The 22,798-nt window shown below is 64.8% G+C and carries 19 protein-coding genes; 6 read left to right on the top strand and 13 right to left on the bottom strand.

The window, feature by feature from the left end:
• Window positions 1–142: 142 nt before the first annotated feature.
• From JOY50_RS16455 to JOY50_RS16445, 3 genes are all read left to right on the top strand, one after another.
• Window positions 143–433 (top strand): DUF5629 family protein, encoded by a 291-nt coding sequence (locus tag JOY50_RS16455; protein ID WP_132846605.1) that lies wholly within the window; start codon window positions 143–145, stop codon window positions 431–433.
• Window positions 399–1,529, top strand: coding sequence for a lactonase family protein (locus JOY50_RS16450; protein WP_243055542.1), 1,131 nt, complete (start codon window positions 399–401; stop codon window positions 1,527–1,529). The genes JOY50_RS16455 and JOY50_RS16450 overlap by 35 nt, the downstream gene beginning before the upstream one ends.
• 122 nt (window positions 1,530–1,651) lie before the next feature.
• Complete coding sequence (locus tag JOY50_RS16445) at window positions 1,652–1,828, top strand: hypothetical protein (RefSeq protein WP_192902540.1); 177 nt, start codon at window positions 1,652–1,654, stop codon at window positions 1,826–1,828.
• Between the two features lie 35 nt (window positions 1,829–1,863).
• Here the strand turns inward: JOY50_RS16445 and JOY50_RS16440 are convergent, their stop codons facing one another.
• The 9 genes from JOY50_RS16440 to JOY50_RS16400 form a co-directional block, all read right to left on the bottom strand.
• A complete protein-coding gene (locus JOY50_RS16440) occupies window positions 1,864–2,457 on the bottom strand; it encodes a glutathione S-transferase (protein WP_138737385.1) in 594 nt (197 codons plus the stop codon).
• Window positions 2,454–6,098, bottom strand: a complete 3,645-nt coding sequence (locus JOY50_RS16435; RefSeq protein WP_243055541.1) for an AAA family ATPase — start codon at window positions 6,096–6,098, stop codon at window positions 2,454–2,456. The genes JOY50_RS16440 and JOY50_RS16435 overlap by 4 nt, the downstream gene beginning before the upstream one ends.
• Entirely contained in the window at window positions 6,095–7,333 is a 1,239-nt protein-coding gene (locus JOY50_RS16430; RefSeq protein ID WP_132846601.1) for an exonuclease SbcCD subunit D C-terminal domain-containing protein, read from the bottom strand. Before JOY50_RS16430 ends, JOY50_RS16435 begins: the two co-directional genes overlap by 4 nt.
• 225 nt (window positions 7,334–7,558) lie before the next feature.
• Window positions 7,559–9,193: a BatD family protein gene (locus JOY50_RS16425; RefSeq protein WP_243055540.1), complete on the bottom strand. Its 1,635-nt coding sequence runs from the start codon at window positions 9,191–9,193 to the stop codon at window positions 7,559–7,561.
• Window positions 9,190–10,908 (bottom strand): tetratricopeptide repeat protein, encoded by a 1,719-nt coding sequence (locus JOY50_RS16420; RefSeq protein WP_138737383.1) that lies wholly within the window; start codon window positions 10,906–10,908, stop codon window positions 9,190–9,192. Before JOY50_RS16420 ends, JOY50_RS16425 begins: the two co-directional genes overlap by 4 nt.
• Window positions 10,905–11,981, bottom strand: a complete 1,077-nt coding sequence (locus JOY50_RS16415; protein ID WP_138737382.1) for a VWA domain-containing protein — start codon at window positions 11,979–11,981, stop codon at window positions 10,905–10,907. Before JOY50_RS16415 ends, JOY50_RS16420 begins: the two co-directional genes overlap by 4 nt.
• A complete protein-coding gene (locus JOY50_RS16410; protein ID WP_132846597.1) occupies window positions 11,974–12,468 on the bottom strand; it encodes a DUF4381 domain-containing protein in 495 nt (164 codons plus the stop codon). The genes JOY50_RS16415 and JOY50_RS16410 overlap by 8 nt, the downstream gene beginning before the upstream one ends.
• Complete coding sequence (locus JOY50_RS16405; RefSeq protein WP_132846596.1) at window positions 12,465–13,409, bottom strand: DUF58 domain-containing protein; 945 nt, start codon at window positions 13,407–13,409, stop codon at window positions 12,465–12,467. Before JOY50_RS16405 ends, JOY50_RS16410 begins: the two co-directional genes overlap by 4 nt.
• Window positions 13,410–13,413: 4 nt before the next feature.
• Window positions 13,414–14,373 (bottom strand): MoxR family ATPase, encoded by a 960-nt coding sequence (locus JOY50_RS16400; RefSeq protein ID WP_016500830.1) that lies wholly within the window; start codon window positions 14,371–14,373, stop codon window positions 13,414–13,416.
• A 230-nt stretch (window positions 14,374–14,603) separates the two neighbouring features.
• On the opposite strand from JOY50_RS16400, the gene JOY50_RS16395 reads away from it, so the two are divergent.
• Window positions 14,604–15,872 (top strand): DUF2235 domain-containing protein, encoded by a 1,269-nt coding sequence (locus tag JOY50_RS16395; RefSeq protein WP_243055539.1) that lies wholly within the window; start codon window positions 14,604–14,606, stop codon window positions 15,870–15,872.
• Window positions 15,873–15,986: 114 nt separating this feature from the next.
• Here JOY50_RS16395 and JOY50_RS16390 read toward each other — a convergent pair whose 3' ends face one another.
• From JOY50_RS16390 to JOY50_RS16375, 4 genes are all read right to left on the bottom strand, one after another.
• Window positions 15,987–17,189, bottom strand: a complete 1,203-nt coding sequence (locus tag JOY50_RS16390; protein ID WP_243055538.1) for an MFS transporter — start codon at window positions 17,187–17,189, stop codon at window positions 15,987–15,989.
• Window positions 17,190–17,247: 58 nt separating this feature from the next.
• Window positions 17,248–18,462, bottom strand: coding sequence for a benzoate/H(+) symporter BenE family transporter (locus tag JOY50_RS16385; protein ID WP_132846593.1), 1,215 nt, complete (start codon window positions 18,460–18,462; stop codon window positions 17,248–17,250).
• A 68-nt stretch (window positions 18,463–18,530) separates the two neighbouring features.
• Complete coding sequence (locus JOY50_RS16380; protein WP_132846592.1) at window positions 18,531–19,418, bottom strand: dihydrodipicolinate synthase family protein; 888 nt, start codon at window positions 19,416–19,418, stop codon at window positions 18,531–18,533.
• Window positions 19,419–19,462: 44 nt separating this feature from the next.
• On the bottom strand, window positions 19,463–20,245 hold the full coding sequence (locus tag JOY50_RS16375; protein WP_016485560.1) for an aldolase: 783 nt from the start codon (window positions 20,243–20,245) through the stop codon (window positions 19,463–19,465).
• Between the two features lie 190 nt (window positions 20,246–20,435).
• Between JOY50_RS16375 and JOY50_RS16370 the strand changes: the two genes are divergently transcribed.
• Together JOY50_RS16370 and JOY50_RS16365 are read left to right on the top strand one after the other, a co-directional pair.
• Window positions 20,436–20,876, top strand: coding sequence for a GNAT family N-acetyltransferase (locus JOY50_RS16370; protein ID WP_238342546.1), 441 nt, complete (start codon window positions 20,436–20,438; stop codon window positions 20,874–20,876).
• Between the two features lie 533 nt (window positions 20,877–21,409).
• Window positions 21,410–22,770 (top strand): IS3 family transposase gene (locus JOY50_RS16365; RefSeq protein ID WP_405045991.1). Its coding sequence is split into 2 segments (ribosomal slippage): window positions 21,410–21,890 and window positions 21,890–22,770, totalling 1,362 coding nucleotides; the frame shifts between segments, so codons are not numbered across the junction.
• Window positions 22,771–22,798: the final 28 nt, after the last annotated feature.

Below are 22,798 nucleotides of genomic sequence, written 5' to 3'. Positions count from 1 at the left end.
GGGGCCGCTTTGCGGCCCATCGCGACACAAGGCCGCTCCTACAGGAGGTTCGCGTTCCATTGTAGGAGCGGCCTTGTGTCGCGATTGGGCTGCGAAGCAGCCCCAGGGTTATAATGCCAACTTATTTCAGATTGGTACCCCCATGTCCCCCCTCGCCACCGCCCTGCAGTCCTGCGACATGCTCCTGATCGACGGCCTGCACGCCTTCGATTTCACCGCCGACGCATCCGGCCTCACCGTCGAATGCATGGACGGTCGCCAGCTGCGCCGCTGGTCCTTCACCCCCGAACAAGTCACCGCCGCTGTCGCCACTGGTGATGAGTGGCAACTCAACGATGCCAACGGCGAGCATCGGCTAGTCTGTATGAGTGCCTTTCGCGCCCCGGATGATGACCAAGATGAACCGGATCTGGACGAGCCTGCTGACCGCTAGCCTGATGAGCCTCACAATCAATTCCTACGCCGCTACCTTGCTGGTGGGCAGCTACACCGATGGTGCCAGCCAGGGCATCTACCGCTATCAGTTCGACGACAAGGCCGGCCATATCGACCCCACGCCCTTGCAGGTGGTGAAGAGCGTCAGCCCTTCGTGGCTGGTGTTGTCCGCCGACCAGCGTCAGCTGTTCGCGGTGAATGAGACCCCGCAGGGCCACGCCAGCAGTTTCAGCATCAGCAGCAAAGGCGAAATCAAGCCGCTCAACCAGGTGGCCACCCAGGGCGACGAGCCCACCCACGCCAGCCTCAGCCGTGACCAGCGCTTCCTGTTCGTGGCCAACTACGCGGTCAACCCCGCCCCCGGTGGCAGCCTGGTGGTGATCCCGGTGGCCAAGGACGGCAAGCTCAAGCCCCCGGTGCAACAGGCCCGGCACAAGGCGAGCGGGGTCAACGCTGAGCGCCAGGCCGGTGCCCACGTGCATTCGCTGGTGCTGTCACCGGACGGCCAGCACCTGTACGCCAGCGACCTGGGTGCCGACAAGGTGTTCATCTACCGCTACGACGGTGCCAGTGCGGACCACCCGCTGACAGCGGCGATACCTGCGTCCGTGGCCTTGCCGCCGGGCAGCGGGCCGCGACACCTGCTGTTCGACGCCAAGGGCCGGCACGCCTACCTCACCCTGGAGATGAACGCCGAGGTGGTGGTGTTCGATGTGCAGGACGGCAACCTGGTGGAACGCCAGCGCTTACCCCTGACCGAGCGCCAGGAGGTAGCAGCGAGGGCGGCAGGTGGCTTGCACCTGTCGGCGGACGGGCGTTTCCTGTACGTGAGCAACCGCGGCACGGCCAACGAGATTGTCGTGTTTGGCGTGGGGAAGGAAAACGGTCAGTTGACGTTCCTGCAGCGTCGTTCGGTGGAAGGCGATCATCCCCGGGAATTCGCCCTGGCCCCGAGTGACAACTTCCTGCTGGTGGCCAACCAGAAGAGCAACCAGATCGTGGTGATACGCCGCGACCCACGCAGTGGCAAGCTGCTGGAGACGGTGCAGACGCTGAAGCAGGATGCACCCTCGGACCTCAAGTTCATCGAGTGATATCGATCAGCGTGATAATCGGTACTGCCGCAATGAATTTTTGCGTGCGGCCTTGGCGGCGTAAGTTTGACCCAAGGCCCAAACGGGCCACCGTCAAACCACCGCCGTCGAGGTCAGCCCAGATGAACTTCAATCTCTTCCCGGTTATTGCCGCATCCGCCATTTCCGCATCGGTCGTACTGCCTGCGCATGCCCATGCCGACAGCAGCAAGGCTTCTGCCACCCACAGCTACACCGAGCAATACCTGCGCCAGAGCGCCCACTTCCATGCCGCCCTGAGTGGCAAACAGCAGCACTGAGCCTTGTGCGGTCTCCTACGAGGGATCGTGTGAACTCATTTGGCCATGACTGACCTGAACAGCTCCGACGCCAACCACCCCTCCAGCCAGCTCCGCACTCGCGGATAAGCTGCCTCGGCGAACCACTGCGGTTCGACCCCGGCAAACTGGCGCATCAGGGGTAGCAACGCGGCATCGGCAATGCTCGGGTGGTCGGCCAGCAGGTAGGGTCGTCCTGCCAGCAGGCCTTCGAGCTCCGCCAGCCAGGTTTCAGCCTGCTGGCGGTAATGCTCGCGGGAATGCTGCGGGTAACGCTCGGCATACTTGTACAGGTTCACTTGGGCCTTGAACGTGCCGTCGTTGCGCGCAATCAGCGCTTCAGCCTGCTGCGCCGCCGCAGGGTCGGCCTGTAGTCGCCAGTCCTGCGGGTCGTTTTGCGTCAGCGCCCAGCGCATGATGTCCAGGCTTTCTTCCAGTACCCCGGCACCGGTATCCAGCACCGGCACCGTGCCCTTGGGCGACAAGGCCAGCAGTGCTGCCGGCTTGTTCTTCATCGCCACCTCACAGATTTCCACCTCGCACCCTGCATAACGCAAGGCCAGGCGCGCGCGCATGGCCCAGGGGCAGCGGCGGAACGAGTAGAGGATCACCCGCACACCTCCACGTCACTCAGGCCATTGCCTTGGCGACGCACCTGGATCTGCACCGGGATGCGCTCGTGCATTTCCTGCACGTGGGAAATCACCGCCACTTTTCGGCCCTGAGCCTGCAAGCCGTCGAGGGCGTCCATGGCCAGTTGCAGCGACTCGGGGTCGAGGCTGCCGAAGCCTTCGTCGATGAACAGCGATTCGATGCGCAGGGTGCTGGAGGCCATCGAGGCCAGGCCCAGGGCCAGGGCCAGCGAGACCAGGAAGGTTTCCCCGCCCGACAGCGAGTGCACCGAGCGCAGTTCGTCGCCCATTTCGGTGTCCAGCACCAGCAGGCCCAGCGCACTACCGCCGCGCTTGAGGCGGTAGCGGCGGGCCAGCTGGCGCAGCTGGGTGTTGGCGTGGTGCAGCAGCAGGTCGAGGTTGTAGCCCTGGGCGATCTTGCGGAACACATCCCCCGAGGCCGAACCGATCAGGGCGTTCAAGCGGGCCCATCGTTGCCATTGCTGATGGGCCTGTTCGATTTCTGCCGCCAACGCCTGGTGTGCCTGCTGGCGACGCTGGTCGTCGGCCTGCTGTGCACGCAGTTCGGCGCACTGCTGCTCGTGGCCGGCCAGGCGCTCGCGCAGCCCGCTCAGGGCTTGCTCCAGGGCTTCGGCCGAGGTGTCCACGGTCATTTGTGCGGCGTGTTGTTGCAGGCGTTGTTCACGTTCCTGCAGCAATACGCGGCCTTGTTCGATGGCTTTCTCGGCGTTTTGCAGGTGCTGGCGCAGTTCACTGACTTGCGCATCGTCCATGGCCAGCAAGCGATCCAGGCCTGCGTCATCCAGTTCCGGGTGCTCGCTGCGCCATTGGGCGATCTGGCCCTGCAACTGCTTGCACTCGGCGTCCAGCGCCTGTTGCTGCTGGACGTTGGCCTTGAGCTCACTGGCCAGTTGCACCCCCTGGGTGCGCAGGTCTTGCAGGCGCTGGGCGGTGTCGGCGTCCAGGGCGCGGGCTTGCTCCAGCGAGGTGTCCATGTGCTGCTGCCAGGCTTCTGCACTGGAGTGTTCACCCAGCAGTTCGCCGAGCGAAGCCTGGGCTTGCAGGCGTTGTTCGTCGAGGGCGGTCAGTTGCTGCTGCAACTGCTGCTGGCCTTGCACGCGCGCCTGTTGCTGGTCGCGCAACTTGTCCAGCTGTGCCTGTCGGGCTTGTTGTTCTTCCAGTTCGTCCTTGCGCTGCTCGAGTTGCTGCAGGCGCTGGGCAATCTGCTGGTCGAGGGCGAGGAAGGCATTCGCCGGGTCTTCGTTGAGGGCCTTGAGCGCTTCCTCGGGCAATACGCCTGCGAGGTCGCTCAGCCCCTGCTGCAACTGCTGCTCATCGTTGGCCAGGGCTTGGTGCTGTTGCTCCAGGTGACGCTGGGCCTGCTGCTGGGCGTCGTGGGCAGCCTGCAGTTGCTGGTTGAGGCGGGCGGCGTCTTTTTGCAGGGCGAGCAGGGCGCTCTGGCGCTTCTCGTCCTGGCCGATTTCTTCGTCCAGGCGCCGCAACTGGCCGTCGAGCCAGGTGCTACGGGCCTTGTCGTCCTGCGGAGCGAGGGCCGGCCACAGGCTGTGAGCCTGTAGCTGGGCCACCAGCGGTTGCAGCTGTTCACCCAGTTGTTGCAGTTGCTGTTGGTAGTCCTTGAGCTGTGCGTTGACCACACCCAGCTGGGTACGCAGTTCCACCAGCTTGGTGTTGAGGCTTTCGACCTGCTTCTGCGCGGCGTCTTCTTCGGCCTGGTCATGGCGACCCAGGCTTTGCAGCAGGGCTTCGGGCTGATGGAACGGGTGCTCGGCGCTGCCGCACACGGGGCAGGGTTCGCCGTCGCGCAGTTGGCCGCGCAGTTCTTCGACGCTGGTATTACGCGCCAGGCGCTGGCGCTGCAGCAGCTGGCGGGTGAGGGTCAGCGCTTGTTCGGCGGCCTCCAGCTCGGTTTTGGCGGCGGTGCCTTCGGTAATCAGTTGCTGGCGTTGCTGCATCGCCTGCTGCTGCCGTTCACGCACGGCATCCAGCTGCTGGCGCAGCTCTTGTTCACGGCCATGCAGGCGCGACAGCTCCTCGACGGCGCGTTGCTGCTTGCGGTTGTCCTGCAGCATGCCACCGAGCAGGTCGATTTGTTCGGCAAGCGCCTGGGGTTCGGCCTTGGCCTCGCGGAACAGCAGGTCGTAGGCGTCGCGCTCGGCCTGCAAGTGTGCATTGGCCTGGCTGGCCTGGGCCTGCAGGCCGGGCAGTTCTTCACGGCCTTTGGCCAGGCGGCCGCCAATCAGCATCACCTGCTTGAGCTGCGGCAGGTAGGCGTGCCAGGCATTGGCCAGGCCTGCCAGGTGCTGGCTGTCGGCCAGCGCGGTGTCGATCTGGGCCAGCTGCTGCAGGCTGCGCTGCTGGTTGTCTTCCAGCTGCTGCAATTGCTGCTGGCCGTCGGCGACTTGCTGTTCAACCTGTTGGCTGTTGCTGCGCTGCGCGGCCAGCTCCTGGTCCAGGCGGGCCAGGTTGTCTTGGGCGGCAAAGGCCTGACGCAGGCGCGGTGCGTTTTCGCTGTGCCGGGCCTGGCTGTCGGCAAGCGCCTGGCGTGCGGCGCTCAGCACCTGTTCGAGCTCGAGCGTGCGCACCTGCAGCTCGGTTTGCTGCTGCTGTTGTTCTGCGATTTTCGCGGCCACGGGTGCCAGTTGCGCAGTCAGCGCCTGCTGGCGGTGGAACTGGTGGCGCTGCGGGGCCAGACGCTCCAGGCGAACGAGGTCCAGGCGGGGTTCGGCCAGTTGCTGCCAGCTGTGTTCGGCGGCCTGTAGCGCGGTGCCGGCTTCGGCATGTTGGGCCTGCAACTGGCGTTGCTCATTCAGCCAGTTGCGTTGTTGTTCCAGTTGGCGCTCGCCGGCCTGATCGGCCTTGAACTGCTGCTGCGCCTGCTCCAGGCGCTGGTCAAGGTCGGTGCGGGCTTCGGCGGCCATCGGCAGCAGGTGGCTGGCGCGGTCCTTCAGGGCGTTGTGCGCCTCGCCGGCTTCACGGGCCTTGCTGAAAGCGCGCTGGCCCAGACGGGTGTAGATGGCGGTGTTGGTGAGCTTTTCCAGCAGCTCGCTGCGCTCTTTGTCGTCCGCCTTGAGGAAAGCGCCGAACTCGCTCTGGGCCAGCATCACCGCACGGGTGAACTGCTCGAAGTTCAGGCCAAGGCGGGCTTCGACCAGTTGCTTGTATTCGTTCTTGCCGCTGCCCAGCACCTGTTCGCTGTCCAGGTCGTAGAAGCTCTGGCGGCTGTGCTGCAGCTTGCCATTGGCCTTGTCGCGGGCGCGGTTGGCTTCCCAGCGGGCGCGGTAGCGGCGGCCGTCGATGCCGATGAAGTCGACTTCGGCAAAGCCACTGCCGGTGCCCCGGCGCAGCAGGTTGCGCGGGTCGTAGGTGGGGATTTCGCCGTCGGCGTCGGGCACCTTGGCCTCGCGGCCGATGTCGTTCAGGCGTGGCACCGTGCCAAACAACGCCAGGCACAGGGCGTCGAGCAGGGTGCTCTTGCCGGCCCCGGTAGGCCCGGTGATGGCGAACAGGCCAGCGCTGGCCAAGGGCTCCGCGGTGAAGTCGATTTCGACCGGGCCGGCCAGCGATGCCAGGTTCTTCAGGCGAATGGCGAGAATCTTCATGGCTGCTCCTCTTCCTGCTGCACGTCCTGCAACAGCAGGGCAAAGTCGGCCAGCGCCTGCTCATCTGCGGGGTTGCCGTAAGCCTGTTCCCAGGCGCGGCTGAACAAGTCTTGCGGGGTCATCTGGGAGAGCTCGACAAAGGCCAGGTCATCGTCTTCGGCGTTATTGCGGCCGGCGTATTCGGCGCTGATGCGGATCAGCCGCACGGCCTTGCCTTCCAGTGCAGTTTCAATCTGCTGGCGCAGGTCGGGTTGCGGCTCGTCCAGTATCACCCGCACTTCCAGCCAGGGCTGGCGGTTGGGGTCTTCGAGCAGGTCGATCACGGGCAGGTCGGCCAGTTGCTGCAGCAGTTCGCCCAGCGGCGCCGGGCCGACCCGTTGCAGAGCCACCGCGCGCGGCACCGGGCGCGGTTCTACGCTGACCAGGTCGGTGCCGTCCAGCTCCACTTCCAGCACCTGGTGCGGGTAGTTGATTTCGGCGAACGACAGCGGGATCGGCGAGCCGCTGTAGCGGATGCGTTCTTCGCGGTTGACCTTCTGCGGTTTGTGCAGGTGGCCCAGGGCGACGTAGCTGATGGCCTTGTCGAACAGCTTGGCCGGCAGTGCCTCGGCGTTGCCGATGATCAGGCTGCGCTCCGAGTCCTCCGACACCGAGCCACCGGCCATGTGCGCATGGCTGATGGCGATCAGCGCCTGGTCTTTCTTGCGCTTTTTCTGCGCGGCGGCGATCAGTTGCTGGTGCACCTGGGTGATGCCTTGCAGGTAGTCGTCGCCCAGGTTCGGGCCTGTGACCTCGGCCGGGCGCAGGAAGGGCAGGGCCAGGCACCAGGCGGCGACCTTGCCGCGGCCGTTGGTCAGTGGGATCAACAGGCGCTCGGCATCCAGCTGGCCTTCGTCCAGCCAGTGCACCCGGCCCAGGGCATGGGTGCGCAGGCGCCGCATCAATGCGGCGGGCAGCTCGATGCGCGAGCCGGAGTCGTGGTTGCCGGCGATCATCACGATGTCCAGCTTGGGCTGTTGCTCATGGGCCTGGACGATGAAGTCGTAGAGGCGCTCCTGGGCTTTGACCGGCGGGTTGACCGTGTCGAAGATGTCGCCGGCAATCAGCAGCGCATCGGGCTGGCGCAGGCGCAGCTGGCCGAGCAGCCAGTCGAGGAAGCAGGCGTGTTCGAAGTCGCGTTCCTGGCCGTGCAGGCTTTGGCCCAGGTGCCAGTCGGAGGTATGAAACAGACGCATGGATGACCTGTTGGTGTCGAGTCGGACAAGCGGGGAAAGGGCGGTATGGTAACTGTAGGAGCGGCCTTGTGTCGCGAAAGGGGTGCGTAGCGCCCCCAGAATCTTCGCATCGCCGCAAAACCGCAGGGGCCGCTTTGCGGCCCTTTCGCCGGCAAGCCAGCTCCCACAGGTACTGCTCAAGGCTCAATACATGTGCTGTATCTGTGGGGACGTGCAGGCAGTGGCCTACTTGGGATACAGCGGCGGCAAGCTGCCGTTCTCCCCAGCGGGCAGTAACACCTGCTCAGCCGTCGGAATGGTACCAATCGCCCGCCACAAGTCCTCACCCTGCCAATACTGCCCGGTTTCGCTGTACAGCGCCCCGTTCAACCCATCCAGCGCATCCGACAACGGCACGAAGCGCGCAGCCATCTCGGCCAGGGTTTCCGGTTGTTGCCGGGCCCACGCATCCAGCGCCTGGCGCGTGGCCTGGGGGTCGTTGGCCTGGCACGCACGCTTGAGGTCGTCCAGCAGGGTGCGCGGGCTTGGCCCGGTCTGCGCCGCGCGCAGCACCGCCGGCCGCGAGCGGGCGCGCCACCACAGGGCGAAGCCCAGCAGGGTGGTCAGGGCGAACACCAGTGTGGCCAGTTGCCAAGGCCACAGCAGGGTGCTGGCGCTGCTGTTGTCGCCCACCGGGGTGTCGGCGCTCAACGCCGGGTTGTCTTGCACGTTCAATGTGCGCGCTGGCAGGCTGCTGTGTTCCAGATGGTCTTCGCGGGTGTTCCACCAGGCCACTTCCAGCGCCGGCAAGGTCAGCGCACCTGCGTGGGTCGGCACCAGGGCTTCGCGCTCTTCGCGGTTGGCGGTCATGCCGCGCTCGCTGATTTCGTTGCGCAGCAGCGGCTGGTCGGGGTAGCGGCGCAGGCCGATGATCTCTGTGGCGGGCAGCGGCGGCAGTTGGGGGCTGGACAAGCCCTCGGCACGCAAGGTGATGTTGCGCGTCAGCGAGTCGCCAATCTGCACCTGCTGGCTGCCCGGGTCGGGGTTCCAGTGCTCTTCCAGGGTCAGGTTGCGGGCTGGCAACCACGGCACGCCAGCGGGCCAGGCCGCGGGAATAGGCCGCACGTTGAGGTGCAAGGGCAGCGAGCTGACCTGCACCTGGCGGCCGGCGCGGGCCGTGCCATTGGCTTGTGACGCTTCGTCGTTGCTGGCGGCGGCAGTGGCGGTAAAGGTCAATGATGGAATGTCGAGGCTGCCACTTTGCTGGGCGTACACCGCATAGCGGGTTTCGATCACGCCATGACGCACGCCGTTGATTTCCTTTTCATACGTGCGCGATTCGCCCAGTGGCTCGACCTTGGCGTTTTCCAGTTGCAGCGGGCTCAGGCTGCTGTCGTCGTACAGCGCTACCGAGTGATAGATGCGCAGGGTCAGCACGGCCTGGGCCTGAACATAGACGTCGGTGCTGTCGAGCGTTGCCTCGATGAAGACCTGGGAGACGCTGTCCTGGCGACTGGCATCGGCCTGCAGCACTTGCAGTTCGATGGCCTGGCTATGCGACTGGCCCAGTTGCAGTTCGGGAATGCGCAGGCTGCCGCTGCGCCTTGGTAGCAGGGTGATGATCCAGCGGGTACTGGCGCGGGTTTCGCCGTCGAGGGTGTGCAGGCTGTTCAGCTGGCGCGTGCCGCGCACGTCGAAGTCACCTTCCAGGGCGCGCAGGTCGGGCTTGCCGAACTGGGTGACGTCCTGGCTTTCCAGGGTCAGCTCCAGGCTCTCGCCGGCTTCCAGGCGTGTGCGGTCAACGCTGGCTTGCAGCAGCGGCTCGGCCTGGGCCAGCACGGCCCATAGCAGGGTGAGCAGAAAGACGCCGAAGCGACTCATCGTGGGGTTTCCTGATGCAATTGCTGTTCATACCAGAATTTGCGCCGCAGCAGCTCCGCCGGGTTATCGGGGATCTCCCGCAGCCATTGTTCCAGGGCCTGGCGCTGTTCGGTGTCGAGGTTGGTCGATACCGGGCGCTGTGGCGGCTGGATGACATTGTCGTCAGCACCCGCCTGGTTGCCGGGCGCGGCCTGGCTGTTATTGCTGCTTTCACCGGGCTGTTCGGCGTTGGCTTGTTCGTCGCTGCCGGGCGTGCCCTGGGCCGGGCTGCTGGCCGAGCTGCTGTTGCCGTCGGTTTCGCTGCCGGGTGTACCTTGGGCTTCGCTGCTGGCCGGCTGCTCCTCGGCCTTGGCCTCGCGCTGTTGCAGCAGTTGTTGCACCAGCGCCTGGTTGTCCAGCGCGGGTTGCAGGTCTGGCTGGCGCTCCAGGGCTTGCTCGTAGGCGTCCAGGGCGGCCTCCAGTTCGCCGCTGCGGGCCAGGGCATTGCCTCGATTGTAGTGGGCGGCGGCCGTATCGCCTTGGGCAAACGCCTCGGCGGCACCCGCATAGTCGCCGGCCTGGTACAGCGCCATGCCGCGCCACTGCGGGTTCTGGAAGTGGCGTGCGGCGCTGGCCGGGCGGTTTTGCTCCAGCAGGCGCTGGCCTTGCTGGTCGGGGCGCAGCCACAGGTCGTTGAACTCGAAGGCCTGGCTGGGCTGTGGCAGGGCCAGCAGCAGAGGTAGGCAGAACAGCCAGCCACGACGGCCGGCGCAAGCGGCCAGCAACAGCAACGGGATCAGCAGCCAGTACCCTTGGTCGGCCCAGCTGTCCAGCTGCAGGGTTTGGCCGTCATTGCGCGCGGTGCGCGGGTTGTCGAACAGGCCCAGGCCGCGCAGGTCGAGGTCGTCGATGCGGGCATGCCGGTAGCGTCCGCCCGTGCCGCTGATAAAGCCCTTGAGGCTGGCGCTGTCCAGCCGTGGCAGCAGGATACCGCCCTGGTCGTCCTTGAGGTATTCGCCGCTGGCCTGGCGCACCGGGGCGCCTTCGCGGCTGCCGATGCCCAGCATCAGCAGGCTCGGGCCCTGACGGCCGAGGGCCTGGCTGATGCCTTGGCGTTCCGGGGCGCTCAGCGACGAGCCGATCAGCAGCAAACGGCCTTGGCCCAGGCCACTCTGGGCCAGCAAGGCCAGGCCCTTTTGTACGGCCAGGTCGGCCCGTTGGCCAGGTTTTGGCATGATCGACGGGTCGATGGCCTCCAGCAGGTTGCGGGTGGTGGCCAGGTCATCGGACAGCGGCACCAAGGTATGCGCCGAACCGGCATATACCACCAGCGCGGTCTGGCTGTCGCGGCGGTGTTCGAGCAGGTCGAGAACCTTGCGCCGGGCCTGTTCCAGGCGATTGGGCGGGCTGTCTTCGGCGAGCATCTGCGGGGTCAGCTCCAACAGGATTACCAGCGGGTCGGCCGGGCGTTGGCGGCTTTCTTCCACGCGCTGCCAGCTGGGCCCAAGCAGGGCCAGGATCACCAGCGCCCAGGCCAGGCCCAGTGCTATCCACGGCAGCTTGCTGGTGCTGCCGCTGCCACCGCCCAACAGCACACCATGGAAGGCGGGCGGCAAAATCATCTGCCAGCGCCCGGCGCGCTTGCGCCGGTGCCACAGCTTGTACAGCAGCCAGCCGAGCAGGGGCACGGCCAGCAGCCACAGCGGGCGAAGCCATTGGGGCCACAGTTCGATCATCGCCGCCTCCGCAGGCGCAGGCGCTTCAGACGCTGGCGCCATTCCGGGTGCGGCTGCAGGAAACGCGGCTTGCGCAGCAGGCGTTGCAGCAGGTTGTCGGGCCATTGCACGGCCACCACCAGCAGCGCGCTGAGCAGCAGCGCCAGGGCCAGGGGCCAGGCGTACAGGGCCTGGGCCGTGCGGGCCTGGGTCGGTTGCTGGGCTACCGGCTCCAACTGGTCGAGGGCGTCGCCGATGGCGTCCAGTTCGGCACCGTCATGGGCACGGAAATAGGCACCGTGGGTGATGTCGGCGATTTCCTTGAGTGAGGCTTCATCCAGGTCCAGGCTCGGGTTAAGGCCAAGCAGGCCAGGGGTGCCACTGGCTTCGGGGTTGGCGCCGATGCCGATGGTGTAGATGCGCACCCCTTCCTGGGCAGCCAGGCGAGCAGCGGTCAGCGGGTGGATTTGCCCACCGTTGTTGGCGCCGTCGGTGATCAGCACCAGCACCCGGCTTTGTGCCGGCCGTTGGCGCAGGCGCTTGACCGCCAGGCCAATGGCGTCACCGATGGCGGTGTTTTTACCGGCGATGCCGATCTGCGCCTCGATCAGGAATGTGCGCACGGTGCGCCGGTCGAAGGTGAGCGGCGCCTGCAAGTACGCCTGGCTGCCGAACAGGATCAGGCCCACGCGGTCGCCTTCACGGTCTTGCAGGAAGTCGCCCATCAGCGCCTTGACCAGGTCGAGGCGGCTGATGTCTTCGTTTTGCCACTGCATGTCGGGAAAATCCATCGACCCGGACACGTCTACCGCCACCAGCAGGTCGCGGCCGCTGGCGGCCACCGGTACCGGTTCACCCAACCACTGCGGGCGGGCGGCGGCGCACAGCAGCAACAGCCAGATGACCACGAACGGCGCCTGCTGGCGCCAGGTGGGCAGGTTGAGCCGTGCGCGGCGCCCGGCCAGGCCTTCCAGTTCGCTGAGGAAGCCTACCTTGAGTACCGGCTCACCGCTGTCGGCGGCCGGCAGCAGCAGGCGCATCAGCCACGGCAGCGGCAACAGGGCGAAGACCCACGGCCAGGCCAGTTCAAACATGCTTGCGGATCCAGGTTTCGACGGCCTGGCTGAGCCCGACAATGGCCTTGTCGTCGAGCTTGCACTCGGGCTTGTAGGCGCCTTCGACCAGCACCATCCAGCGGGTCAGGCCGGCGGCTGGGCAGCGGTTGTCGAGAAATGCCAGCCACTGGCGGCCGTTGAGGGTGTGGCTGTTGGCGCCCGGATAATGGCTGCGGCACAGGCGCTTGAGCAGGGCATTGATCTGTTGCAGCCAGGCGCCGGCCGGGGCGCCGTCGTACGGGCGCGGCAGGCGTGCCAGCTCGGCCAGGGCTTCCACACGCACCGGGTCCAAGGGCTGTTCGGCGCGCACGATGCGGCGTTTGGCCGGGCGCCAGCGGCGCAGCCGCCACAGCCCCCAACACAGCAATGGCAGCACAGCCAGCAGCAGCCACCAGCCGGGTGCCGGCGGCCACAGGCCGACAGGCGTCGGGTCGATCAGCGGGTGCAACTGGTCGAGCGGGTTCATGACGCGCTCCTTGGCCGCTGGGCGTTCAGGTATTCGCGCAACTGCTCGATCATGTCGCTTTGGGTGCTAAGTGGCATCAGCACGACGCGCAGCTTCTGGGCCATCAGTTCCCAGCGCTCGATGCGTGCTTCGGCCTGCTTGCGATAGGCCTGGCGCAGGTTGGCGTCCAGGGTGTCGAGCTCCAGCTGCGCGCTGCGCTGGGCAAAGCGTAACAGGCCGGCGGCGGGCAGGGCGTGGTCGAGCGGGTCGGATACTGGCAAGAGCAGCAGGTCGCAGTGGCGCGAGAGCATGGCCAGGTGCTGTTCGCACTGAGCGGTCAGCGAACGCTCGTCACAGATGACAATGGCCAGGCTGCCTGGGCGCAGTACTTCGCGGGCCCGGCGCAAGGCCAGGCCAAGGCTGTCGGCTTGTGGCACGGCTTCGGTGTGCAGCGACTGGTTGACCTTGGCCAGGCGGTTTAGCAATTGCAGCAGGCTCTGCTTGCTGCGCCGGGGCTTGATTTCGTGTGGGTCGTTGTCGCCGAACACCAGCCCGCCGATGCGGTCGTTGTGCCCCAGTGCGGCCCAGCCGAACAGGGCTGCGGCCTGGGCCGCCAACACTGACTTGAACAGCAGGCCCGAACCGAAGAACAGCCGCTGGCTTTGCTCGACGAGGATGAAGATCGGCCGCTCGCGCTCTTCGTGGAACAGCTTGGTGTGCGGTTCCTGGGTGCGTGCGGTGACCCGCCAGTCGATGTTGCGCACATCGTCGCCGGCCTGGTACACGCGCACCTGATCGAAGTCCACCCCGCGCCCGCGCAGCTTGGAATGGTGCAGGCCCACCAGCGGGCTGCGCTGGCCGGGCTTGGAAAACAGCTGGATTTCGCGCACGCGGTGGCGCATGTCGATCAGCTCGGCAAGGCCGATGCGGATGCCGGGTTCGGCCTGCTGCGCGGTGGGCATGGGCTCAGGCAACGGCGACGACGTCGAGGATGCGCTGGACCACTCGGTCCTGGTCGATCCCCGCCGCCTCGGCCTCGAACGAGAGGATGATGCGGTGGCGCAGCACGTCGAACAGCACGGCCTGGATGTCTTCGGGGCTGACGAAGTCGCGCCCGGCCAGCCAGGCGTGGGCACGCGCACAGCGGTCCAGCGAGATGGAGCCGCGTGGGCTGGCGCCGTAGGCGATCCAGTCGGCCAGCTCGGTGTCGAACTTGGCCGGGGTGCGGGTGGCCATTACCAGCTGCACCAGGTATTCCTCCACCGCGTCGGCCATGTACAGGCCGAGGATTTCCTTGCGCGCGGCAAAGATGGCCTGCTGGCTGACCCGGCGCTCGGGCTTGGTTTCGCCGCCCAGCGCTTCGCCACGGGCTTGCGCCAGGATGCGCCGCTCCACCGCAGCGTCGGGGAAGCCGATTTTTACGTGCATCAGGAAGCGGTCGAGCTGGGCTTCGGGCAGCGGGTAGGTACCTTCCTGCTCGATCGGGTTCTGCGTGGCCATGACCAGGAACAGCGGCGACAGGTCGTAGGTGCTGCGGCCCACGCTGACCTGGCGCTCGGCCATGGCTTCGAGCAGTGCAGACTGCACCTTGGCCGGGGCCCGGTTGATTTCGTCGGCCAGCACCAGGTTGTGGAAGATCGGCCCCTGCTGGAACACGAAGCTGCCGGTTTCCGGGCGGTAGATTTCGGTACCGGTGATGTCGGCCGGGAGCAGGTCGGGGGTGAACTGGATGCGATGGAACTGCGCCTCGATGCCTTCGGCGAGTTCTTTGATGGCCTTGGTCTTGGCCAGGCCCGGGGCACCTTCGACCAGCATGTGGCCGTCGGCCAGCAGCACGATCAACAGCCGTTCGACCAGTTTTTCCTGGCCTAGGATCTGCGAAGAAAGAAAGGTGCGCAGCGCGGTCAGCGCTTCACGGTGTTCCATCGGTGACGGTTCCTGGTATGGGGCCGCAGGCGGGCTGGAGGCAGCTGCCCTGGCGAGGGGTGATACTTTAATCCATCCGGGGGGGTGGCGACCAATGGCGGCTTGGAAATTTATCCGGCCCTGGGCCATGCACGTACAGAAATGTCCTGCAAATGGCTGGCCATAGGCTGATGTTCAGCGGCGGCGCCCTGGCGCCTGCTTGTGTTTTTGACGCAAGCAGGCGCACAACGATGATCTTGAGATTTGGCGTGTTTTTCGATGGCACCGGTAATAACCAGCACAATGTGATGCCCACAGAGTCGAACGGCGGCAAGGGCGCCAGTTATACCAACGCCTTGAGCAATGTGGCCCTGTTGCACGCGCTTTATCCGGCAGACGGGGCGAGCGGCGACGGCGCAATGGCGTTTCTAAGCCGTTATGTCCAGGGGGTGGGCACCCTGGAGGGCGCTGAGGATCATGCGTATGCCTCGGCCACCGGACGCGGGCGCACCGGCGTCGAGTCACGAGTCACCGAGGCATTGGAGGGTATCGCCGGGCAGCTGCGGGATTGGGCGCACGCCCATCCTCTCGCAAGACTCGAGGGGGCCGAGTTCGACCTGTTCGGCTTCAGCCGCGGTGCCGCGGCGGTGCGTCACTTGGCAAATCTGCTGCACGCTGACGGGGGCGGGGTGCTGGCCGTCACTTGCGACATCACGATCAATTTCATAGGCCTGTTCGACACCGTGGCGGCGATCGTTGCGCCGTTGCAGGGCGATTTCGACCCTGCCGACGACCGTCATGGCGGCTTGCGCCTGGGCCTGGGTGAGGGTATTGCCCGGCACGTGGTGCAATTGGTGGCCGGGGATGAGCAGCGGCACAACTTCCCGTTGGTGAGCAGCGGTCACGACATCGTGTTGCCGGGTGTGCATTCGAACATCGGCGGTGGTTATCCGGACTTCACGCAGGAACAGGTGCTGTTGTGCAAACCTCAGTCACAACGTGTGCCATCGGCTATGCGCACCGACCGGACGTGTGTGCATGCCAAGGTGAGTGACCTGTTGGGCGCAGCGGTTGGTGACCTGGGTGCAAGGGTGATTACCTGGGAGGAACCGATTGCCGGCGGGCGGCCAGCCGAGGCGCAAAAGCAGGTGTATGCGGCGGTGTACCGGGAGCGGGAGGTGGCGGGGCAGCTTTCCCGTGTATACCTGAGTGTCATGCGTGAGCTGGCGGTGCAGGCGGCGGTGCCGTTTGCGCCGTTGGGCGGGCAGGCGGAGCATGTGTTGCCGGCTGAATTGCTGGAGATCAGCCGCAAGTTGCATGCGTTTGCCTTGGGTGAATGTGAACAGCCTGGGCTGACCGAGGATGAGCAGCGGCTGTTGCGTGACAGGTATGTGCATGCCTCGGCGAACTGGAATGCGCTGAAGGGGTTACGCAACAGTGTGCTGGATATGTTGTTCATCAATCGGCCAGCGGCAGGCGGGCGAGTGGTGCATGCGAACCCGGTAGCTTTATCAACCTGAACCGGCCTCATCGCCGGCAAGCCGGCTCCCACACGGATCGCGCCGCACTCAAGAAGAGTGGAGTCCTGGGGGAGCTGGCTTGCCGGCGAAAGGGCTGCAAAGCAGCCCTAGGGTCTAAGCCAGCTGGCGAGGCTTTCTGGATAAATATGCCTCCTGCGCCAGGGTCAGCAGCACGGTCAGCAGCATGAACACCACCGAAGCGATGAAGATGCCTTCAGGCAGGCGCTGGTCGAGCATCCAGCCGAACGCAACGGGCCCGATGGCGCCGCCGATGTTGAAGCCGGTCGAGACCAGCCCGAAGGTTTTGCCCTCGGCGCCACGGGGCGCCGCCGCCTTGACCAGCATGTCCCGCGATGGCGCGATGACCCCGGTCAGCAAGCCGATGGCCCCCAGCACCACCACCAAGGCCCAGTCCCGCACCAGCCCCAGCGCCACCAGCGTGGTCAGCGCCGCCGCGAGGGCAAAGGCCAGGGCTGCCACCAGGCCATGGCGCCGGGTGCGGTCAGCCAGGGCCCCGCCGCACAAAACGCCCACCGCACTGCTGAGCAAAAACGCCGTGAGCGCCGTGTTGGCCCAGGCCAGGGTCAGGCCTTGGCCCTGGACCAGGGCGGCGACGGAGAATTTCTCGATGGCACTGGTGCTCAGGTTCAGCAGGATGAACAACACCGTCAACACACCGATCATCGGCGTGAACAAACGCACCCGGCCCGGCGCTGCACCAAGGCCGGTGTCACTTTTGTTGCCATGCCCGCAAATCTGATAGATACCGCTGCCTGGCACCGAGATCAGCAGCAGCGCGGCTACACCCACCACCGCACCCGCTGCCAGGGCTGCCCGTGTACCAAACACGGCGGCAATGCCGAGAAACACCGCTGGCGTTACTGCCGAACCGAGGAAACCGGCAAACGTATGGATCGAGAACGAACGCCCCAGGCGGCCTCGCTCGATGCCCTTGGCCAGTAACGCGTAATCGGCAGGGTGGTAAACGCCATTGGCCAGCCCGGCCATGGCCATCGCCACCAGCAACATCGCATAGCCGGGGCTGGCCGCCAGCAGCAGGAAACTGAGGCTGCCCAACAGCAAGCCGGCCTTGAGCACCCTGCGCGCACCGTAGTGGTCGACGGCATAGCCCAGCGGTGCCTGCACCAACGCAGAGACGATGTTGAACACCGCCAAGGCCACGCCAAGCTCGACGAACCCCACGCCCAGCAGGCCGGGGAGGACGGGCAGCAATGCCGGGATCAGCATGATGTGCACATGGCTGACGAAGTGCACGGCAGCAATTTGGGTAAGCAGCTTGGGGCCAGCGTGGGGCATGTCGGTACCTGTCGAACGGGTGGGCACATGGCGCAGGGTCGGGGGGGAGGCAAGCCTTTTACCGGCGGGAGCGTTTGACGCGAGGCAGGCGGCCGTTCAGCACGGTATAGGCCAGCAGGCCAATGACCAGCCCCCAGAACGCCCCGCCAATGCCGAACAAGCTGATGTTGGCCGCCGCCGCCAGGAAGGTGATCAGCGCTGCTTCACGCGAGCGGGCATCGGCCATTGCGCTGGCCAGGCTGCCTCCGATGGTGCCCAGCAGGGCAAGGCCGGCCAGGGTAGTGATGAAGGTACCCGGCAGGGCCATGAATACACTCGCCAGGGTGACCCCGAACACCCCGACAAGGATGTAGCAGACACCGGCAGCAATCCCCGCCACCCAGCGCTTGCCCGGGTCTTCATGGGCTTCCTTGCCGGTGCAGATGGCCGCGGTGATGGCGGCGATGTTGAAGGCGTGTGAACCGAATGGCGCCATCAGCAACGAACCCAGGCCGGTGACCGCGACAATCGGGTTGGCGCTGGTCTTGAAGCCGTCGTTGCGCAGCACCAGCATGCCGGGCATGTACTGGCCGGTGAGTGTGATCAGGAACAAGGGCAGGGCCACGCTGAGAGCGGCGTTGAGGGTGAAGGTGGGCGCGGTGAACACCGGTGAGGCGAATTCCAGCTGCAATGCCGTCAGGCCTACTTGCCCCTGCAGCAGCAGGTAGCCAAGGCCCAGTAGCAGAATGCCGACTACCGCGTAACGGGCGGTGAAACGTTTGAATGCCACATAGGCTGCAATCAGCAGCCCGGCCAGAACAGGGTCGAGCGACAGGCTGGCAAAGGCACCGATACCGAACTGCAGGAGGATGCCCGCCAGCAGCCCGGCGGCAATGCCGCCAGGGACAACCCGCACCAGGCGCTCGAAGTACCCGCTCAGCCCCAGCACCACGAAGCCGGCGGCCGACAGCAGGTAGGCACCGATGGCTTCGCTGTAGGGCACGCTGGCCAAGGCGGTGACCAGGAACGCTGCGGCTGGCGTGGACCAGGCCGTGATGACCGGCTCGCGGCTGTACCAGGACAGCAACAGGCCGCTGAGGCCGACACCGATCGACACGGCCCAGACCCAGGATGAAGTCAGCTCCGGGCTCAACCCGGCAACCTTGGCGGCCTGGAACACCAGGATGAAGGTGCCGCCGTAGTTGACGATGACCGAAACCAGCCCGGCTATCACGGGGTGAAGGATGTCTGTAAGCCGAAACGGGGTTGAAGAGCTTTGTGCAGGCGCGTCCATGGTTGCCTCTGGTAAAGGTCGGGTGCAGCAAGGCCCGGCGGCGAGATGCCGCCGGGCAGGTTTCAAGGTCAGTTGGCCAGTTCGGTCAGCAGGCTTTTCAGGTAGTTGCTGCCTTGCGCATCCAGCGGCTGCAGGGGAAGGCGCGGTGCGCCGACATCCTGGCCGAGCATTTTCAGGCCGGCCTTGATGGTGGTGGGCAGGCCGCGGCGGGTGATGTATTCCAGCAGCTCGTACTGGCGGTAGAACAGTGCGCGGGCTGCGGCCAGGTCGCCTTGCTGCACGGCGTCCCACAGCGCCAGGTTAAGTGCCGGGATCAGGTTGGGTGCGGCGGTGCACCAGCCGGTGGCACCGGCCACCAGGGCTTCCAGGGTCAGCGGGTTGCAACCGTTATAGAAAGCCACTTGGCCATCGGTGGCCTTGAACAGGCGGTGCATGCGCTGAATGTCGCCGGTGCTTTCCTTGACCATGGTCACATTGGGCACTTCGCCGAGGATGCGCAGGATCAGCTCCACTGACAGGTCGGTGCCGCTGGTGCCCGGGTTGTTGTAGAGCATGATCGGGATGTCGATGGCCGCGCCGACGGCCTTGTAGTGGGCGATCACTTCGGCTTCGGTGAGCTTCCAGTAGGAAATGGGCAGCACCATCACAGCCGTCGCGCCGCAGGCCTGCGCCAGGCGGGCGCGCTGCACGGTACGGGCGGTGGTCAGGTCGGAAACGCTGACCACGCTGGGCACGCGGCCGGCAATGCGTGCCTGGCTGAAGCGCACCACGGTTTCCCATTCGCTGTCGGACAGGTAGGCCCCTTCGCCGGTGCTGCCCAGCGGTGCGATGGCGTGCACGCCGTCTGCGATCAGGCTGTCGATGGATGTACCCAGGGCATCCAGGTCGAGCGTGCCGTCAGCCGTGAAGGGAGTGATGGTGTAACCGATAACGCCGCGAATTACAGGTGTAGACATGACCAGGCACCTCTGCCGTTGTTGAGGAAAGAGTACAGCTTCGATCAGCCCAGGCAGTCGCCGTGGGCGCGCAAGGCCCGGCGTGCGTAGTAGCTGAACGCGGCGCCGTGACGTTTGGGGGTGGAGATCCAGTCGTGGGCTTCTTTGCCCAGTGCTTCGGGGATGGGGCGGATATCACCGGCCCCCATGGCCAGCAGCTGCATCTTCGCTGCGCGCTCGAACAGCAGGGCGAGCACACAGGCTTCCTCGATCGAGCCACCGGCAATCAGCAGGCCGTGGTGGGAAAGCAGGATTGCACGCTTGTCGCCAATCGCCTTTGCGATGATTTCACCTTCCTCGTTGCCCACCGGCACGCCTGGCCATTCCTTGAGGAATGCGCAGTCATCGAACAGCGGGCACAGGTCCATGTGCGAAATGGCCAACGGCACTTCCAGCATCGACAGGGCGGCGCTGTGCAGCGGGTGGGTGTGGATGATGCAGTTGACGTCGGGGCGGGCGCGGTACAGCCAGCTGTGGAAGCGGTTGGCCGGGTTGGCCATGCCGCGGCCTTGCAGCACGGTGAGGTCTTCGTCTACCACCAACAGGTTGGAGGCGGCGATTTCGTCGAAGCCCAAGCCCAGTTGCTGGGTGTAGTAGGTGCCAGGCTCCTGCGCACGTGCGGTGATCTGCCCGGCCAGGCCAGAGTCGTGGCCGCCGTCGAACAGGATGCGGCAGGTGAGGGCAAGCTTTTGCCGGGCGGTGTAGGTGTTGTCGGCCAGGGCCGTCAGCATCTGCTGCTGGGCGAGTTTGACGAGCTGGTCCTTGGGGATGTGCATGGTGGTCGTCATGGGCGGTACCTGCATGGGAAAGGGCTGGCGCTGGCTGGTCGTCGTAGTGGCGTTGCCAGGACACATGGCGATCTTAGTGACACTTTGTGTCATTTGCAAGCATTGTGTCATCGCTTGTGTGAAGGCCGGCAGGCATGCGTGATACGTTCTGATAGCAAACCCACTGAGTTGCTTTTGATACGAGGAAGAAATGGCTCTGGAATCACACATGCGGCTCGCCCGGCAAGCCGACCTCAATGCGCTCTTTGATCTTGATGTCATCGCGCAGCGCGAAGAGCACCGGCGGGAATGCATTGCCCACGCGGTAGCTTGCGGCCAGTGCTGGGTGGCAACGGATGCTGACGATCCTGCGCTGCTGTTGGGCTATGGCGTACTGGACACCTCATTTTTCGGGCAGGATTTCATCCCGCTCATCGTGGTGCGGGATTCGGCACGGCGCCGTGGCGTAGGCGTAGCCATTCTTCGTGGGCTGGAATTCCGGGCCCAGGGGGGCAAGCTGTTCACCTCGACCAACGCGTCGAACCTGCCGATGCAGGCGCTGCTTGCGAGGTGCGGCTTTATTGGGAGTGGCCAGGTTGAAAACCTGGATGAAGGTGACCCGGAGCTTGTTTTTGTGAAGATCAGGTCCTGATGCCCGCAAACACCGGCGAAGCCGGTGCCATCCTCCGCGCTGGATTCTTCGCGGGCATGCCCGCTCCCACGGGTAGTCGGGCAGGCTTCAGGCATATGCAGTACCTGTGGGGGCAACTGTCTTGCACAGCATCTAAAAGCTAGCGCGATCATTGTGGGAGCGGGCCCGCCCGCGAACACCGGCAAAGCCGGTGCCATCCACCGCGCTGGATTCTTCGCGGGTAAACCCGCTCCCACAGGGGCTGCGCAGGCATCAGGCTTATGCAGTACCTGTGGGGGCAACTTTCTTGCACAACACCTGAAAGCTGGCGCGATCACTGTGGGAGCGGCTTTAGCCGCGAACACCGGCGCAGCCGGTGCCATTCACCGTGTTGGATTCTTCGCGGGCACGCCCGCTCCCACAGTTACCGAGCAGGCTTCAGGCATATGCAGTACCTGTGGGGGCAACTGTCTTGCACAACACCTGAAAGCTGGCGCGATCACTGGACTGCCCCCATGAAGTTGGACACCAATCCAATTTCTTGGGGTGTTCACATGAGCAAGTATTCAGATCAATTCAAGCTCACCGCCGTCCAGGCTTATCTGGAGGGTGGTGAAGGATTTAGAACAGTAGCTCGGCGATTTGCAGTGGACTTCAGCCTGCTGCGGCGCTGGTTCTCCGCTTTCCAGAAGCATGGTCAGTTCAGCCTGCGCAAAACCGGCCAGCGGTACAGTACGGCCTATAAGCGCTCAGTCCTTGAGTACATGCACAAGCATCAGCTTTCCTTGCGCCAGACCGCTGCCCATTTCGGTCTTGGTCAGTCCTCGCAGATAGGCATTTGGGCGCGGCAGCACTACAGTGGGAGTCTGGATTTGTCTGCTTCCAAGAGAAGAAAACCCGCTGCCATGTCGAAAAAACCTTACCCCATAAAACCTACGACGTCCGATGACACCGATAAAAGCCGCGACCAGTTGCTGGCTGAGCTTGAGTGGCTGCGTATGGAGAACGCTTACCTAAAAAAGCTGGAAGAACTGAAGAAGCAGGAGCGAAGTCAGCCCAAAAAGCCCTGATCGTGTCGGCGCTCAAGGACAGGTTTCCCTTGGCCGCCGTTCTGCAACTGGCTGACTTGCCTCGCAGCACGTTCTATTACCAACTTCAGGCGCAGGCCAAACCTGACAAGCATGCTGTCCTGAAACAGCTGATTCAGCGTGTCTATCACGAGGAAAAGGGGCTTTACGGTTACCGGCGTGTGACGGCGGTGATCCGCAACGCCGGCACCTTGGTTAACAAGAAAGTCGTAGAACGCTTGATGGTCGCGCTTGATCTTCGCTCGCTCGTACGGCCCAAAAAGTACCGGTCGTACAAGGGCGTCGTCGGCACCATCGCGCCTAACCTGCTGGAGCGAAACTTCCTGGCGCAGCGCCCGAATCAGAAGTGGGTGACCGATGTGACCGAGTTTAAAGTGGCTCAGAAAAAGGTCTATCTCTCTCCCGTGATGGACTTGTACAACGCCGAAATCGTGGCATACGAAGTGGCCAGCAGGCCCTGCCTCGGGCTGGTTACCAACATGCTGGACAAGGCCTTCGATCGCCTGGGAAACAAGCCGAAGCTGGTGCTTCACTCGGATCAAGGCTGGCACTACCAGCACTCCCAGTACCGCCACAAGCTGGCAGAGCGAGGACTGAACCAGAGCATGTCACGCAAAGGAAACTGCCTGGACAATGCGGCAATGGAGAGCTTTTTTGGTACGCTTAAGTCCGAGTTTTTCTACCTGAACCGTTTCGAGAGCGTTGAAGAACTGAAAGCCGGTCTGGACGAGTACATCCACTACTACAACCATGACCGTATCAAGCTAAAGCTCAATGGCATGAGCCCTGTGAAATACAGGGCCCATGCTGCTGAGGCTGCTAGCTGAAGCTGTCCAACTTTTCGGGGGCAGTCCA

The sequence above is a fragment of the Pseudomonas sp. BP01 genome, assembly GCF_022760795.1.
Classification (GTDB): domain Bacteria; phylum Pseudomonadota; class Gammaproteobacteria; order Pseudomonadales; family Pseudomonadaceae; genus Aquipseudomonas; species Aquipseudomonas putida_Q.
Note: the sequence above shows the minus strand (reverse complement) of the source record. Positions and strands in the feature narration are given on the sequence as shown.

Bases quoted from the DNA above. Each gene is read 5' to 3' on its own strand.
- JOY50_RS16455 (WP_132846605.1), top strand. From the start codon at position 143: ATGTCCCCCCTCGCCACCGCCCTGCAGTCCTGCGACATGCTCCTGATC.
- JOY50_RS16450 (WP_243055542.1), top strand. From the start codon at position 399: ATGAACCGGATCTGGACGAGCCTGCTGACCGCTAGCCTGATGAGCCTC.
- JOY50_RS16445 (WP_192902540.1), top strand. From the start codon at position 1,652: ATGAACTTCAATCTCTTCCCGGTTATTGCCGCATCCGCCATTTCCGCA.
- JOY50_RS16435 (WP_243055541.1), bottom strand. From the start codon at position 6,098: ATGAAGATTCTCGCCATTCGCCTGAAGAACCTGGCATCGCTGGCCGGC.
- JOY50_RS16430 (WP_132846601.1), bottom strand. From the start codon at position 7,333: ATGCGTCTGTTTCATACCTCCGACTGGCACCTGGGCCAAAGCCTGCAC.
- JOY50_RS16425 (WP_243055540.1), bottom strand. From the start codon at position 9,193: ATGAGTCGCTTCGGCGTCTTTCTGCTCACCCTGCTATGGGCCGTGCTG.
- JOY50_RS16420 (WP_138737383.1), bottom strand. From the start codon at position 10,908: ATGATCGAACTGTGGCCCCAATGGCTTCGCCCGCTGTGGCTGCTGGCC.
- JOY50_RS16415 (WP_138737382.1), bottom strand. From the start codon at position 11,981: ATGTTTGAACTGGCCTGGCCGTGGGTCTTCGCCCTGTTGCCGCTGCCG.
- JOY50_RS16410 (WP_132846597.1), bottom strand. From the start codon at position 12,468: ATGAACCCGCTCGACCAGTTGCACCCGCTGATCGACCCGACGCCTGTC.
- JOY50_RS16405 (WP_132846596.1), bottom strand. From the start codon at position 13,409: ATGCCCACCGCGCAGCAGGCCGAACCCGGCATCCGCATCGGCCTTGCC.
- JOY50_RS16400 (WP_016500830.1), bottom strand. From the start codon at position 14,373: ATGGAACACCGTGAAGCGCTGACCGCGCTGCGCACCTTTCTTTCTTCG.
- JOY50_RS16395 (WP_243055539.1), top strand. From the start codon at position 14,604: ATGATCTTGAGATTTGGCGTGTTTTTCGATGGCACCGGTAATAACCAG.
- JOY50_RS16390 (WP_243055538.1), bottom strand. From the start codon at position 17,189: ATGCCCCACGCTGGCCCCAAGCTGCTTACCCAAATTGCTGCCGTGCAC.
- JOY50_RS16385 (WP_132846593.1), bottom strand. From the start codon at position 18,462: ATGGACGCGCCTGCACAAAGCTCTTCAACCCCGTTTCGGCTTACAGAC.
- JOY50_RS16380 (WP_132846592.1), bottom strand. From the start codon at position 19,418: ATGTCTACACCTGTAATTCGCGGCGTTATCGGTTACACCATCACTCCC.
- JOY50_RS16375 (WP_016485560.1), bottom strand. From the start codon at position 20,245: ATGACGACCACCATGCACATCCCCAAGGACCAGCTCGTCAAACTCGCC.
- JOY50_RS16370 (WP_238342546.1), top strand. From the start codon at position 20,436: ATGGCTCTGGAATCACACATGCGGCTCGCCCGGCAAGCCGACCTCAAT.